The sequence below is a fragment of the Ilumatobacter fluminis genome, assembly GCF_004364865.1.
In the GTDB taxonomy this organism is placed as follows: Bacteria; Actinomycetota; Acidimicrobiia; order Acidimicrobiales; family Ilumatobacteraceae; genus Ilumatobacter; species Ilumatobacter fluminis.
On sequence record NZ_SOAU01000001.1, the window covers coordinates 4,114,295 to 4,127,917 of the forward strand.

At 67.8% G+C, this 13,623-nt stretch carries 15 protein-coding genes and 1 tRNA gene; 9 read left to right on the forward strand and 7 right to left on the reverse strand.

Annotation, left to right across the window (positions count from 1 at the left end):
- Positions 1-14: 14 nt before the first annotated feature.
- Both BDK89_RS18620 and BDK89_RS18625 read left to right on the forward strand, forming a co-directional pair.
- Positions 15-638, forward strand: a complete 624-nt coding sequence (locus BDK89_RS18620; RefSeq protein WP_166657687.1) for an FMN-binding negative transcriptional regulator — start codon at positions 15-17, stop codon at positions 636-638.
- Positions 638-1,105, forward strand: coding sequence for an SAM-dependent methyltransferase (locus BDK89_RS18625; RefSeq protein ID WP_133870381.1), 468 nt, complete (start codon positions 638-640; stop codon positions 1,103-1,105). The genes BDK89_RS18620 and BDK89_RS18625 overlap by 1 nt, the downstream gene beginning before the upstream one ends.
- Positions 1,106-1,116: 11 nt before the next feature.
- Here BDK89_RS18625 and BDK89_RS18630 read toward each other — a convergent pair whose 3' ends face one another.
- Complete coding sequence (locus tag BDK89_RS18630; RefSeq protein WP_133870382.1) at positions 1,117-2,172, reverse strand: YihY/virulence factor BrkB family protein; 1,056 nt, start codon at positions 2,170-2,172, stop codon at positions 1,117-1,119.
- A 79-nt stretch (positions 2,173-2,251) separates the two neighbouring features.
- On the opposite strand from BDK89_RS18630, the gene BDK89_RS18635 reads away from it, so the two are divergent.
- Entirely contained in the window at positions 2,252-3,304 is a 1,053-nt protein-coding gene (locus BDK89_RS18635) for an ABC transporter ATP-binding protein (RefSeq protein WP_166657688.1), read from the forward strand.
- A 43-nt stretch (positions 3,305-3,347) separates the two neighbouring features.
- Positions 3,348-3,418 (forward strand) — tRNA-Gly (locus tag BDK89_RS18640).
- A 79-nt stretch (positions 3,419-3,497) separates the two neighbouring features.
- On the opposite strand, the gene BDK89_RS18645 is transcribed toward BDK89_RS18640, so the two are convergent.
- Complete coding sequence (locus BDK89_RS18645; protein WP_133870384.1) at positions 3,498-4,103, reverse strand: DUF4126 domain-containing protein; 606 nt, start codon at positions 4,101-4,103, stop codon at positions 3,498-3,500.
- Between the two features lie 243 nt (positions 4,104-4,346).
- Between BDK89_RS18645 and BDK89_RS18650 the strand changes: the two genes are divergently transcribed.
- A complete protein-coding gene (locus BDK89_RS18650) occupies positions 4,347-4,859 on the forward strand; it encodes an RDD family protein (RefSeq protein ID WP_133870385.1) in 513 nt (170 codons plus the stop codon).
- Positions 4,860-4,890: 31 nt separating this feature from the next.
- On the opposite strand, the gene BDK89_RS18655 is transcribed toward BDK89_RS18650, so the two are convergent.
- Together BDK89_RS18655 and BDK89_RS18660 are read right to left on the reverse strand one after the other, a co-directional pair.
- A complete protein-coding gene (locus tag BDK89_RS18655; RefSeq protein WP_133870386.1) occupies positions 4,891-5,817 on the reverse strand; it encodes a cation diffusion facilitator family transporter in 927 nt (308 codons plus the stop codon).
- Complete coding sequence (locus BDK89_RS18660; protein WP_243839221.1) at positions 5,817-6,131, reverse strand: ArsR/SmtB family transcription factor; 315 nt, start codon at positions 6,129-6,131, stop codon at positions 5,817-5,819. The genes BDK89_RS18655 and BDK89_RS18660 overlap by 1 nt, the downstream gene beginning before the upstream one ends.
- 197 nt (positions 6,132-6,328) lie before the next feature.
- Between BDK89_RS18660 and BDK89_RS18665 the strand changes: the two genes are divergently transcribed.
- The 3 genes from BDK89_RS18665 (at position 6,329) to BDK89_RS18675 (ending at position 9,015) form a co-directional block, all read left to right on the forward strand.
- Entirely contained in the window at positions 6,329-7,138 is an 810-nt protein-coding gene (locus tag BDK89_RS18665) for an SDR family NAD(P)-dependent oxidoreductase (protein ID WP_133870388.1), read from the forward strand.
- 7 nt (positions 7,139-7,145) lie between these two features.
- Positions 7,146-8,021 carry an alpha/beta fold hydrolase gene (locus BDK89_RS18670; protein WP_133870389.1) on the forward strand — a complete coding sequence of 292 codons (876 nt, stop codon included), beginning with the start codon at positions 7,146-7,148 and terminating at the stop codon, positions 8,019-8,021.
- A 172-nt stretch (positions 8,022-8,193) separates the two neighbouring features.
- A complete protein-coding gene (locus BDK89_RS18675; RefSeq protein ID WP_208294124.1) occupies positions 8,194-9,015 on the forward strand; it encodes a phosphatase PAP2 family protein in 822 nt (273 codons plus the stop codon).
- Here BDK89_RS18675 and BDK89_RS18680 read toward each other — a convergent pair.
- Both BDK89_RS18680 and BDK89_RS18685 read right to left on the reverse strand, forming a co-directional pair.
- A complete protein-coding gene (locus BDK89_RS18680) occupies positions 8,934-9,677 on the reverse strand; it encodes a CerR family C-terminal domain-containing protein (RefSeq protein ID WP_133870391.1) in 744 nt (247 codons plus the stop codon). The genes BDK89_RS18675 and BDK89_RS18680 overlap by 82 nt on opposite strands.
- A gap of 51 nt (positions 9,678-9,728) precedes the next feature.
- The gene (locus BDK89_RS18685) at positions 9,729-11,090 is read right to left on the reverse strand and encodes an oxygenase MpaB family protein (protein ID WP_133870392.1); all 1,362 of its coding nucleotides are present in this window, start codon (positions 11,088-11,090) and stop codon (positions 9,729-9,731) included.
- 149 nt (positions 11,091-11,239) lie between these two features.
- Between BDK89_RS18685 and BDK89_RS18690 the strand changes: the two genes are divergently transcribed.
- Positions 11,240-12,184, forward strand: coding sequence for a sodium:calcium antiporter (locus BDK89_RS18690; RefSeq protein WP_279586799.1), 945 nt, complete (start codon positions 11,240-11,242; stop codon positions 12,182-12,184).
- A 50-nt stretch (positions 12,185-12,234) separates the two neighbouring features.
- Here the strand turns inward: BDK89_RS18690 and BDK89_RS18695 are convergent, their stop codons facing one another.
- On the reverse strand, positions 12,235-13,410 hold the full coding sequence (locus BDK89_RS18695; RefSeq protein ID WP_208294125.1) for a carbohydrate-binding domain-containing protein: 1,176 nt from the start codon (positions 13,408-13,410) through the stop codon (positions 12,235-12,237).
- Positions 13,411-13,623: the final 213 nt, after the last annotated feature.

Below are 13,623 nucleotides of genomic sequence, written 5' to 3' on the forward strand. Positions count from 1 at the left end.
CTACCGTCGGCGACGTGTACGAACCACAGGCCTTCCGGGAGCATCGGGACGATGTCGTCCTCGACCTCGTTCGCACCGCAGGCTTCGGCCACCTCGTCGTCACCCACGACGGTGCCCTCACGTCGACGCCGGTGCCGTTCGTGGCCGACGACGAACTCACAACAGTGCGAGCCCACCTCGCCCGCCCGAACAGTGTCTGGCGAGCGGCGCCGTGCGACGCCCTGCTGATCGTGCCGGTCACCGACGCCTACGTGTCACCGGGCTGGTATCCGAGCAAGGCCGAGCACGGCCGGGTCGTCCCGACGTGGAACTACGAGGTCGTCCACCTCCACGGTCGGCTGGTCGCCCACGACGACGCCGAGTGGGTGCGCCGTCAGATCACCGCCCTCACCGACACGAACGAGGCAGCCTTCCCCTCCCCGTGGGCCGTCACCGACGCGCCGGACGACCACATCACCAAGCTCGTCCGGGCCATCGTCGGCGTCGAACTGACGGTCGACCGGGTCGATGCGAAGCGCAAGCTGAGCCAGAACCGCGGCGACGACGATCGGGCCGGCGTTCGGCGCGGGCTGGGCGAACGAGACGATCGTTCCCGAGCAGTAGCGTCGGCGATGGAGGAGCACGAGGAGGACCAGTGATGGAGACCGGGATCGAGCCGATCGGGTACGTCGTCGGCAGCCGAGCGCAGCGCCAGGACGACAACTGGGACGCCGAGGTGTCGGTCATCCGTCTCGCGGTCCGCTTCGGTCGCGACACCACCGCCGGCCTCGCCGACTTCTCCCACGTCGAGGTGGTGTTCCGCTTCCACGGCGTCTCCGACGACGAGGTGACCGTCGACGCCCGACATCCACGTAACAACGAGGCCTGGCCGAAAGTCGGCATCTTCGCCCAACGAGCCAGCAAGCGCCCGAACCGGATCGGCGTGACGATGTGCCGCCTCGTGCAGGTCGACGGCACCCACGTGCACGTGCGTGGACTCGACGCGATCGACGGGACGCCGGTGCTCGATATCAAGCCGGTGATGGCCGAGTTCCTCCCACGTGGGGAGGTTCGTCAACCCGAGTGGTCGCACGAGCTGATGCGCAGCTACTGGTCGACCGACTGACGGCCGAACCGTTACTGCAGTTCGCCGAGGGTGTCGGCCTTCACGGCGCCCCGCTCGCCCATCGGCTGATCGCCACCGACAGTCGTGTCGTGGGCGGTCTGGTGCTCCATCTCCGCGTTGATCTCGGCACCGAGCAGGATCACGACCGCAGTGAGCCAGAGCCAGAACAAGGCGATGATCACGCCGGCGAGCGAGCCGTACGTCTCGTTGTACGACCCGAACTGGCCGACATAGAAGCGGAACCCGAGCGTCACGGCGATCCAGGCGACCACAGCGAAGACCGAACCGACCGACACCCACCGCCAGCGTGCGGCACTGCGATCCGGGCCGAGGCGGTAGAGCACCGCCAGGGCGAGCATGAAGCTGATCGCGAGACCGGGCCAGATGAGGATGTTCAGGATCCGGCGGGTGCCGATACCGAGCGCCGACGCATCGATGATCTGTGGCAACGCCACCACCATGAAGACGGCGAAGGCGACGTAGAGGATCGCGCCGAACGTCAGCACGAGGGAAGCACCCTTGCGGGCGAACCAGCTGCGTGTCTCTTCTTCGTCGTAGGCGATGTTGATCGTGTTGACCAGCTGTCCGATCGCTCCGGAGGCAGACCAGATCGACAAGACGACACCGACCACGAGACCGAACGACAGCGAGCCCGAGGACGATTCGCTGATCGTGGCGAGCTGATCCGACAGCAGCGACTGCGCTTCGGACGGCAGCGCCCCGAACAAGTCCTCGATGACTTCCTGCGGATCGTCGCCCTGGGCGACCAGCCCGAGAATCGAGACGAGCGCCGCCATGGCCGGGATGAGGGCCAGGAACGCATAAAACGCAACGGCTGCGGCGGCCATCCCGACGTGGTCGTTGCCCCATTCGTCCTTCACACGGAGCGCTACGTCGCGCCAGCCACGCCAGGGCATCTTCAGGGGGTTGGTGGCGGCCCTGCCGTGCTCGTCGTCGCGCACGTCGTTGACGTCGTCGGGCACCATCGGCGCCGTCACGTCGACGACGTCGTCGCGGGACGGCACGTCGTCGGTGTCGGTTTCGTCGTTGCGGTGAAGGATCGACATCGACGGGTACGTACCCGTCGACGAAGCGGCTCAATCGAACCGGCTTCCGCCCGATGGTCGAATCCGCGAGGATGGCGCCGTGACACAGGTGGCGCTCGAGCACGTGACCGTCCGCAGGCAGAGCAACACCATCCTCGACGATGTCTCGCTCGAGGCATCGCCGGGCTCGCTGACCGTGGTGATCGGACCGTCCGGAGCGGGCAAGACGTCTTTGCTGCGGACCATCACCGGGCTCGATCCGGTCGACTCCGGCACGATCCGGTTCGACGATGTCGATGTGACCGGAGCGTCGCCGAGCCAACGGAACACCTCGTTCGTGCCGCACGAACCGGCACTCCTCGGCGTGCGCAGTGTCGCCCGGAACATCGCCATGCCGCTGGAAGCACGCCAGCAGACCGCGACCGAGATCGCCGATCGCATCGGCGTCCAGACCCACAGCCTTCGCATCGGCCATCTCCTGACGCGCAGTGCAGCCGAACTCTCGGCGGGCGAGGCACAGATGGTGCAGGTCGCCCGTGCTCTCGTGCACATGCCCGACGTGTTACTCCTCGATGAGCCGTTCGCCGCGATCGAGGGTGAACGATCGGCGGTGCTGCGTCGCGAGTTGCGCTACTTGCAGCTTGAGTTCGGGGTCACCACCTTCATGGCAACGAACGACCCTGCCGACGTCGCCGACGTCGCCGACCGGATCGTCGTGATGGAACAGGGCCGGATGGTGCAGGTGGGCACATTCGCCCAGGTGTTCGAGCATCCGAGAACTGCGGCGTCGGCCGTCCTCACGGGCGACGCGTCCATCGACCGAGTGTCCGTCGAACCCGACGGCGGCGGCGCATGGCTCGTCCACCCCGATTTCCGGGTCCGCGCCTGGGCGTCGAACGTTCGGGCTCACGCCGGGCGAGATCTGCTGATGATCACCCGGCCCGAGTGGTGGCAGCCGACGGTCGGTGCCGGCGATGTCGCCGGCACCGTGGTGCGGACGATGACGTGGTCGGGCGCCGCCACCACGACGGTCGACATCGGCGGCCGGGAGATCGTCGTCCGTCAGCCGGTCGGTGACGTCGGCGAGCGGGTCCGCCTCAAGCTCCAGCGGTGGGTCCTGCTCGACCCGCTCGATGGCTTCGCCATCCGGTGAAGCGAGCGCTATCCTGACCCACTCCTGCGGCAACGCAGGACACGCGGATGTAGTTCAATGGTAGAACCTCAGCTTCCCAAGCTGATGACGCGGGTTCGATTCCCGTCATCCGCTCTCCGGGGCATTCACTGACGAGTGGGTGCCTCTCGCACGACCGACTGCGGCGACCAGGGCGCGGGTCGGCCGATCCTGTTCAGACCGGTGTCGGGTCGGGCGGGTCGCCCTGGCCACGGCGACGCGATGTCGCCGCACGGAGGTTGCGGCCGAGGCGACGAGCGACGCGGTACAGCACGAAAGCCGCTGCGATCGACAGCACGGTCAACAGCGCGACGACGGCGACGGCGAGTTCCGGGCGGGCAATGGCGATCGCCATCACCGCGGCCGCGAGCCCGTCCTCGGCCAGGCTGACCACGACGTTCGACGCCGGTTCGGGCGACGAGTTGACGACGAGCCTCGTCGACGCTTTTGCGCTGTGGCTGCTCAACGCCAGGAGTACGCCGGACGCAGCGAGCGCGGGAGTCGACCAGGCCGTGTCGGTCGCCGTCGCCATCAGGAGTCCACCGATCGCCGGCCGGACGAACGTGTGGACACCGTCCCAGACCGTGTCGAGAAGGGCGATCTTGTCGATGACGAACTCGACGCAGAACAGCACGACCGCCGTGGCGATCACCCACCACTGCTCGACGAACGACGGAGCGTCGACCCAGTCGAAGCGACCGGCGAGACCGAGCACCGCCAGAACGCCGTACACGCTGATACCCGACGACCACCCCGCCCCCATCGCCGTGCCGATATCCACCGCGACGGTCTAGCAGCACCAGGCGGCCGCTTCGGCCTCGATCCGCGCCACCGCCCGCCCTGGCGGCCGACAACTCCGAATCATTCGTCATCGATCTCACCCCGACGATCTCCACGACCTTCCGCTGATCTCGTCGCTGAAACCGTCGCCGACGGTTGACCTCCCGGTCTGACAGGATTCCATTCCGGCAACGACGAACACGGATCCCGTCGATCGGCGGGAGACGTCGACCGGACACTCCTGATGAACACCGAACCACGAACGGGCTATCAGCCGCTCGACGCACCACACCGGCCGAGGTACCGGTCGGCGCCGTTCGTGCAGCGCGCCGGCGCGCTCGTGCTCGACGCCGTGGTGGCGTTCGTCTGTGTGCCGGTCCCGGTGCAGGTCTACTTCCTGCTGACCGGTCGCGGCGGACTCCAGTGCACGTGGAACGACAACACGGAGGTCTGTCTCACCGATCCGGCCGACGCACGGTTGAGCCGGATCATGTTCTGGACGCTCGCCACCGTCTTCGCGCTGGCGTTCAGCTGGGCGGTCAGCCGCCGTCGGACGCTCGGGCAGGCGGCAGTCGGGATCCGCGTCGCCGATGCCACCACCGGCGCGCCGGTGTCGTTCGGACGTGCCACCGTTCGGACGCTCGCCATGGTGGTGAGCCTCGTGCCGCTCGGGCTCGGGTTCTGGTGGGCCCTGGTCGACAGAGACCGGCGCACGTGGCACGACCTGATCGCCCGCACCACGGCGATCGCCGTCTGATTGCGACCGACCGAGTGCGTCGGCGGCGGCGCTACCAGGTGACGTCTGCGCAGCCGACGTGGCTGCTCGGTTCGACCTGGAAGGTGCCGTGGGTGATGCCGTAGCGGTCGGCGAGGAGGTGGCGAGCCTGGTCGAGGACCCCGTGCGTGTCGGCGTCGTCGGTGACCATCAGGTGCGCCGACGCCGCATCCATGTCCGAGGTCAGCGTCCACACGTGCAGGTCGTGCACGTCGACCACGTCATCGAGGCCGGCGAGTCGATCGGCGAGTTCGTCGATGTCGACGCCCTCGGGCGCCGCCTGGAGCAAGATACGCACGGCCCGCCGGCCGAGATGCCAGGTGCGGGGCAGGATCCAGAGTCCGATCGCGGCACCGATGACCGGGTCGACCCAGGCCCATCCGAAGAGTTGGAGCAGGACGGCGGCGACGATCACGCCGACCGATCCGACGGTGTCGGCGAGCACCTCGAGATAGGCACCCTCGACATTGAGCGATTCCTTCGAGCCCGCTCGTAGCAGGAGGAAGGCGACGATGTTCGCGAGCAACCCCAAGGCGGCGACGACGAGCATGGGGGTGCCCAGCACTTCGGGACCGTCGGTCAGTCGACGTGCCGCCTCGATCAGGACCCAGAACGCGACACCGAACAACAACAGGGCGTTGACGAAGGCTGCCAGGATCTCGAGTCGGTACAACCCGAACGTGTGCCTCGACCGCGCCTCGTCGCGCCGACGCTCGAATCGCGAGGCCAGCTGGATCGCGGCCAACGCCATGCCGATGCCGATCACATCCGTGAGCATGTGGGCGGCGTCGGACAGGAGCGCGAGCGAGTTCGTCCAGATGCCGGCGACGGCCTCGACGACGAAGAAGCCGCCGATCAGCACAAAGGCGGCGACGAGTCGCCCCTTGTGACGCTCCCCCGCTCGCTCGAGCCCGGCACCGTGATCGTGGTCGTGGCCCATCAGCCCTCGTTCCCGAGGTGAGCGACGTGTTCGCGTGAGATGTCGAGCAGCATCCGGACGTGGGCGTCGTCGAGTCGGTAGATGATGTTGCGGCCCTCACGGCGATTGCGAACGACGCCGGCATTGCGCAGCAGCCGCATCGCCTGCGACACCTTCGTCTCGGACGTGTCGACCACCGCTGCGATGTCGTGTACACACAACTCGCCCGCTTCCAAGAGGGCGAACAGGATCCGGACCCGGGTCGGGTCGCCCAACAGCCGGAAGAGCGACGCCAGATCGGCAGCGACCTCGACGTCGATGAGCGCGTTGGCCACCGAATCGACCCGACCCGGCTGATCGGCCGAACAACGGCCACTCTTCGCCATCACCGAAACCTGCATATGTGTGAAGATATCAACGATGATGTCGGTCGTCAACCGGCAAAGCCGCCCACCACGACCGCCACAATTCCGGTGTGCGAGGATCGCCGCATGCCTGCGAACGCAACCACCCCACCGGCCGGAGATCCGACGTGACGGCCATCGAGAACGGCGTCGCCGTGATCACCGGAGCCGCCAGCGGTATCGGCCTCGCCACGGCGAAGCGGCTCGCACGAGCGGGCATGCACGTGGTGTTCGCCGACGTCGACCGGGCGCGGCTGACCAATGCCGTCGACGAGGTCGCAGCGCTCGGCCCGGAGCCGATGCCGTTCGTCACCGACGTGACCTCGCTCTCTTCCGTCGAGGCCCTGGCCGACGCCGCGTACGACCGGTTCGGACGCGTCGATGTCCTGTTCAACAACGCCGGCGTGGCCGTGACCGGTCCGATCTCGGAGATGACCCACGATGACTGGCGCTGGACGATCGACGTCGATCTGTGGGGCCCGATCCACGGCGTGGAAGCGTTCCTCCCCCGAATGATCGAGCAGGGCGGGCCGAGTCACATCGTGAACACCTCGTCGTTCGCCGGCATGGTGCCGAACGTCGAGCTCGGTCCGTATTGCGTCGCCAAGTACGGCGTCGTCGCACTCAGCGAGGTGCTCGCACGCGAATGCCGTGAGCACGACATCGGCGTGTCGGTCGTGTGCCCGATGCGGATCGAGAGCGACATCGACCGATCGGCCCGCAACCGGCAGGACAGCTACGGCGGCGCCCCGGACCACCTCGATCTCGATCTCGACGACGAACAGCTGGCCGGCCGGATGCTCGGTGCCGACGAGGTCGCCGAACAGGTCCTCGATGCGATCAGGACACGACGCCTCTACGTCTTCACACACGAGGAAAGCCGTGCGTTCATCCGCCGTCGCTTCGACAGGATCGACGCGGCGTTCGACGCGCGATGATGCCCGCATGACGTCGCAGCAGTCCTCGTTCACCTCCGCCGCAGACGGCACCGAGATCGCCACCACCGAGTGGACCGACGTCGAGGGAGACCCTCGCGGCGTCGTCCAGATCGCGCACGGCCTCGCCGAACACGGCGCCCGCTACGACCGCTTCGCCCGCGCCCTCAACGCCGCCGGCTTCCAGGCGTTCGCGACCGACCATCGCGGGCACGGCCGGACCGGGCAGCACGACCTCGGACGGTTCGGCGCCCCCGGTTTCGACGGGCTCGCCGCCGACGTGGCGCAGTACGGCGCCCAGCTGACCGATGCGCACCCCGGCCTCCCGGTGTTCCTGTTCGGCCACTCCATGGGTTCGTTCGCGTCGCAGATGGTCATGATCGACTCGTCCGAGCAGTACGCCGGCGTCGTCCTGTCGGGCTCGACCGCGATGGACGCCCTCGCGGCGGCGATGGCGAACGCTCCCGCCGACGCTCCGGCGGGGCTCGAGGCGTTCAACGCCGGCTTCGAACGCCGCACGGGCTACGAGTGGTTGTCGCGCGACGAGGCCGAGGTCGACGCGTACGTCGCCGACCCGTGGTGTGGGTTCGACGTGCCCGACGAGACGATGCCCCTGCTGTTCGGGCCGGCCGAGCGGCTCTCCCTCCCTTCGGAGCTCGGCAAGATCCGCGGCGACCTGCCGGTCCTGATCGCATCCGGCAGCGACGACCCCCTTGCCGGCGGCGGCCAGCTGGTCGAACTGCTCGGCCAGCGGTATCGGGACGCCGGCATCGCCGACGTCACCGTCACGGTCTACCCGGGCGCCCGCCACGAGATCCTCAACGAGACCAACCGCGACGAGGTCACCGCCGACGTCGTCGGCTGGCTGACTGCGCACGCCGACTGACCGGCAGGCACGCCTCGCTCGACGAGGCCCGAGCACGGCCACCAGGGACGGTGCCGTCACAACGCTCGTCGGCAACGCTCGCCTCTGAGCGCTCGGCATCCTCCGAATGGATGACCACCCAATCCACCGAAGGGGGGACGTTTCCCACCCCCTCTTCCCGCAGAGTGGCACCGTGGCATTCGCACTCGCACAATCGACCGGCCGACCCGGCAACCGCTCGTTGGCGGTGCGCGCTGCGGCGGAGCTGGCGATCGCCGCGGCGGTGTTCGGCGTGTACCGGTTCGGGCGGGTCATCACGAACGACTCGGTCACCGCCGCCACCGCGAACGCGCAACGGGTCATCGACGCGCAGCGATGGTTCGGCTGGACGGCCGAGCTGACGGTGCAGCGGCGCGTCCTCGATGTGCCCGGCCTGATCGAGTTCCTCAACCACTTCTACGTCGCCGTGCACTTCCCTGCCACCGTGGCCTTCCTCGTCTGGGCCTTCGCCCGCCACCGCGACCGCTACCCGGCGATCCGGAATTGGTTCGTCGGGGTGACGATGGCGGCGATGGCAATCCACGTCGCCTTCCCACTCGCGCCTCCTCGGATGCTCGACGGGTACGTCGACACACTGCGTGTGTTCGGGCCCAGCATCTACCCCGAGGATCCGAGTCGATCGGTGGCGAACCAGTTCGCCGCCATGCCCTCGCTGCACTTCGGGTGGGCGTTGATGGTGGCCGTGGGGATCATCGTCCTCACCTCCAGCCGGTACCGGTGGTGGTGGCTCGCCCACCCTGCCGTCACGCTGCTGGCGATCGTCGCAACCGGCAACCACTACCTCTTGGACGCCGCGGTCGCCGCTGCGCTCGCCGCCGTCGTCGGATCATGGACGCTGCGCCGGCGCGGCAACGACAGGGCGTCGTCCGGGCGTCACCTCGAATCGCCGCGTGACGGAGATCGGTTCGATGCCGTCGGGCAACCCCCATCCGAGCACCGCGCGGCCAGATCCTGAACCCGACGCGACATGGCCTGCTTGATCTGAGCCAGTTCCGTCGGACCGATGTCGTCCCACCCGAGAATCTGCATCGAGACCGGCCGCCCATTGGTGAACGCAACCAGATCGGCGATCAGGAGCAGCGCCTCGAGCTGAGCCTCGTCGCTCGGCGAGCCCGGTTCACAGCGCCACATGACCTGGATGAGTTGCGCGACCAACTCGGTCCCCGGCCGCCAGATGTGCTCGTGCAAGAAGCGCGCCGCCTCGCCCTGCTCGCTCATCTCGCGAAAGACGAAACCGGCCCACGACCGGGCGGTCGGGTCGGAGATCAAGAGGTCGGCCAACCCGTCCATCAGAGCGCTCAACAGATCGGCGGCTTCCTCCGGGCTCGCCCGCCGCTCCAGACCCCGCAGAGCGTCAGCGCGCAGTGCGCCGACCTGCTCTCGGTAGCCCTCGACCACGAGCTCGGCACACGCTCGGTACAGCAGTTCTTTCGAGCCGAAGTGGTAGTTGATCGCAGGCTGATTGACCCCGGCGGCCTTGGCGATCTCGCGCGTGCTGGCGCCATCGAGTCCTCGGGCACCGAAGATGGGAAACGCGGCCGACAGGATCGCCTGCCGAGTCAGCGCCGACTTGGCGTACTCTCCCCGCCGGCGCTGGTCAGCGGCGCGGTCGCCCATGATGGCGCCGCGGCTCGGTATCGACAGATGGCGCGGCGAGAAGAGTCGTACTCACGCCGCCTGAGCGTACTTGGAGGCGTCGGTGACGAAGTCGGCGTGGCCGTATGACTCGAGCTGTTTCGCCAGTTTCCGCACCCGGTTCCGGTACGCGATCGGGCCGATCTTCGGAACCTTGACCAGCGCCTCGAACAGGTGAACCCGCGCGATTGCGTAGGCGTAGCCGATGGTGGCCGCCACGCGGTGGGTGCGCGTCACGTCGATGCCGAGCGACTGTGCCCGCTCGAAGTTCCCGTTCAGGAAGTTCTTCACGAGGAAGATCCTGGAGAACCCGTCTTCGCACCAGCGGTGCACGGCGTTGCCGAGGCCGGGTTGGTCGAACAGGTCCGCTTCCATGGTGGCGCGCAGCAAACTGCCACACGTCGCGTCGTCGAACTCGGAGCGCAACGTCGCCTGCCGCGTCAACCAGACGTCCCGGATCGCACGTGGTGAATCGGCGAGCAGTGCTTCGGGCAGTCCGAGGAGGTAGCAGCGGTAGCGGGCGAGTTCGACCCGTGCACGCTCTTGAGGTGTGAACTCCTCGCGCCCGGAACTCAACACCTTCAGCGACATGAGATACATGCCGAACATCCCGGCCGGCATCTGATCGACCTGTGGGATCGGGATGCCGTAGACGGCGGGGTCCCACCGGTCGCCGCGCATGAGGTTGAAGCGCACCATCGAGTGCATCAGGCGCACCTTGGCGGCGGCCTTGAACCCAGCGCCCGATCGTTCGAGCGCTCTGGGCATGATCGTCGACCCGAAGAAGCTCCCTGTCTCGAACGAGCGCTTTGCACTCCGCTTGCCCGAGAGCGTGCCGGTCAAGGCCATCGGGAGCGCCGAGTACTTGTTGACGAACGTCGCGAGCAGCCCGCCGCGCAGCGCGAGTGGAGCGACGTGCACGTAGTTGATCAGCTCCTGCCGTGCACCCTCTTCGACGAGATCACGATCGAGCCAGGCGGGAACGATCTCCATCTCGGTGATGAAGGCGTGCAGCTCCGGTGGCGCATCGGCCACAGCATCGATGCCGCTGTCGCAAGCGAGCTCGAGCATGTCGACCAAACGACGGAAGCCGAAATCGGGCATCAGGGCGGCGTACGCGTCGGCCGTCCGGTCGCCGGTCATCGTGTACAGGCGCATCAGCCCCACCAGATGCTCGTTCGCGAGCATCTCTTCGCGCTCCGCCAGAAAGCGCCGTGGCATCTCGGTCTTTGCGTCGATGTCGGTCGTGAATCGTTCCGGCTGGACGTCGAAGTCGATTCGTCCATAAATCGCAGGGACGAGGTCCGCCTGGTCGGCGGCGTCCGGAGCGAAGCCACTCGGAGCCGGAGAGACGTCGGGGTCCAACTCGTTGTCGATGCCAGGGAGTGAGCTCATCTCCTCGAATATACATCACTTGATACATTTTCAACTCGTCGATCGCAGGGCGATGCGAGTGATTGCAAAGTTCTGACGCCGCCGTACCGTTCCGACCTCCGAGGCGGATACGTTTCCGGCTGCAACCATCACATGATCCGGAGGTCAGCGTGTTGCTCGGTGTCGCGGCGATCATCGTCGGCGTGGCAGCCCTCGCTTGGGCCGCAGATCAGTTCGTCATCGGCGCGGCGCGAGTTGCACTCATCCGCAACGTGCCGTCACTCGTCGTCGGTGTCGTCATCGTCGGCTTCGGGACCAGTGCTCCCGAGTTGCTCGTGTCGGCCCTCGCCGTGCTCGACGACAACACGGCGGTCGCCGTGGGCAACGTCGTCGGGTCGAACCTGGCGAACCTCACCCTCCTGCTCGGCATCGGGGCGGTCATCGTCGCGCTCACCGTCGAATCGCGAACGGTCCGGCTCGAGGCCCCGCTCGTGCTCGCCGCGACGATCGCCTTTGCGCTCGCGGTGCAAGGCGGCATCCAGCGGTGGGAGGGCGTGCTGCTCGTCGCCGGTCTCGCCGGCAGCCTCGTCGTCATCGCCCGCAAACCCGGGGCCGAGCCGACCGACGCCGTCGGCGACGACGTCATCGAACTCGCCGATGCCGAGCACCATCGATTCGGTGTCGAGGTCGGCCGCACCGTCGCCGGGCTCGTGGCGACCGTCGCCACCGCACAGCTGCTGCTGTGGGGCGCCATGCGCGTCGCCGACGAGACCGGCCTGTCGGGCGGATTCGTCGGCGTCACCCTCGTCGCCGTCGGCACCTCGCTCCCCGAACTGGTCACCGTCATCCAGTCGGCACGTCGGCACGAGACCGACCTGATCGTCGGCAACCTGCTCGGATCGAACCTGTTCAATGCGCTTGCCGTCGGCGGCGTGATCGGGATCCTCGGTGCGCCGCCGCTCGACGACACCTCGCTCACGATCGTCGGTGCAGGTGCCGCTGTCGTCGCCGCCGGCCTCGCCACGATCGCGATGGCGACCCGCCGCACCGTCACCCGCACGGAGGGCATCGTGCTGATCGTCGCCTACGTCGCCACGATCCCGCTGCTCACCTGACGGCCGCGGGCTGCGGCCCGTCCCTCGACGGCCTTCCGACCGGTCGTCGCTCAGGGTCGACCGCCACCGCCACCGCCACCACCACCACCCTGCCGGCTCTGCGGGATCGACGTCAGCTGCTGCCCGTTGACGACGAGGGTGCCGCCGTTCATGACGGCGGTGCCGTCGGCGTCGAACGACGAGGTCGGCGCCGTGACGGTGACGGCGCCACCGTTGAGGGTGAGGTCGCCGTTCGAGTCGAAGGCGTCGGTGTCTCCCGACCCGACCTCGACGGCGATGGTGCCGCCGTTGACGGTGATGAAGACGTCGAGCCCGACCTCACCGGCGACCGCATTGATGCCGTCGTCAGCGGCGTAGATCGAGATGTCACCACCGTTGATCGTGATGTTGTTGGCTTCGAGGCCCTCGACGCTGTTCGCGACCGTGATCGTTCCCCCGTCGATGACCATCGTCGTCTGCGCCTTGATCGCGTCGTCGCCCGAGTCGACGGTGATCGTGCCGCCGACGATGTGGACGTTGCCGCGATCAGCCTCTTCCTCGTTGGTGGTCTTGAGACCGTCGCCGCCCGAGACGACCGAAATGACACCGTCGACGAGGGTGATCGAGTCACGGCCGCGGATGCCGTCGTCGGGAGCGGCGACCGTGATCGTGCCCGACACGATCTCGAGATCGTCCTTGGTCGCGATGCCGTCCTCGTAGTTGGCCCGCACCGTGAGCGAGCCGCTCCCCGTGATGGTCAGGTCGGACTCGCTGTACAGCACGGCATTGATCTCCTCGTCGCTGCGCGTCGAGGCGTCCTCCAGGCGGTTCTCACTACCGGCCGCCAGTTCGATCGTCACGTCGTCGGCCTGCTCGACGACGATCGCCGCGCCGGTCGTACTGGCGATGTCGACACCGTCGAGCACGAGCACCACCGCTTCATCGGTGTTCACGACCACGCTGCTGCTGCTCGATCCGGTCAGCACGAACGTGCCGCCCTGGTCGATGATCAGCTGCTCGTCGCCGAGTTCGATGGTCTCGCCGGTCACCGAGGCGGTGACGGCCCCGGGTGCGAGGTCGCCACCGTCGCTCATTACGTCGTCGGCTGCCAGGTCGGCTGCGCTCTCGTCGAGGGTCTGTGTCGCGGTCGCTTCGGTCGCCGAATCCGAGGCGTCGGTCGACGCCGTGCAGCCGGCGGCCAGCGCAGCGGCGACCGAGGCAACGGCGATCAGTCGGGTGATGCTCATGGGGGGTGCTCCTGTCTTCTTGCCGGACCGACCGCTCGAGCTACTCGTTCGTGCCCCCGCTGTCGGAGTCGGATGATGTCTGACATCATCCGACGGGGCACTGCTCCGGCCGGTCGATCGAGGGTTTCGGATGATGTCTGACATCATCCGACGGTACGGAGTCCGTCCGACAGGCCGCCGGGAGCCGGCTGGGAAGTAGCTGTGAGTGGCGGC

What these genes read in the sequence shown, in the direction of transcription:
- BDK89_RS18625 (WP_133870381.1), top strand. Translation starts at nt 638, where the DNA reads ATGGAGACCGGGATCGAGCCGATCGGGTACGTCGTCGGCAGCCGAGCG.
- BDK89_RS18630 (WP_133870382.1), bottom strand. Translation starts at nt 2,172, where the DNA reads ATGTCGATCCTTCACCGCAACGACGAAACCGACACCGACGACGTGCCG.
- BDK89_RS18650 (WP_133870385.1), top strand. Translation starts at nt 4,347, where the DNA reads ATGAACACCGAACCACGAACGGGCTATCAGCCGCTCGACGCACCACAC.
- BDK89_RS18655 (WP_133870386.1), bottom strand. Translation starts at nt 5,817, where the DNA reads ATGGGCCACGACCACGATCACGGTGCCGGGCTCGAGCGAGCGGGGGAG.
- BDK89_RS18670 (WP_133870389.1), top strand. Translation starts at nt 7,146, where the DNA reads ATGACGTCGCAGCAGTCCTCGTTCACCTCCGCCGCAGACGGCACCGAG.
- BDK89_RS18680 (WP_133870391.1), bottom strand. Translation starts at nt 9,677, where the DNA reads ATGGGCGACCGCGCCGCTGACCAGCGCCGGCGGGGAGAGTACGCCAAG.
- BDK89_RS18685 (WP_133870392.1), bottom strand. Translation starts at nt 11,090, where the DNA reads ATGAGCTCACTCCCTGGCATCGACAACGAGTTGGACCCCGACGTCTCT.
- BDK89_RS18695 (WP_208294125.1), bottom strand. Translation starts at nt 13,410, where the DNA reads ATGAGCATCACCCGACTGATCGCCGTTGCCTCGGTCGCCGCTGCGCTG.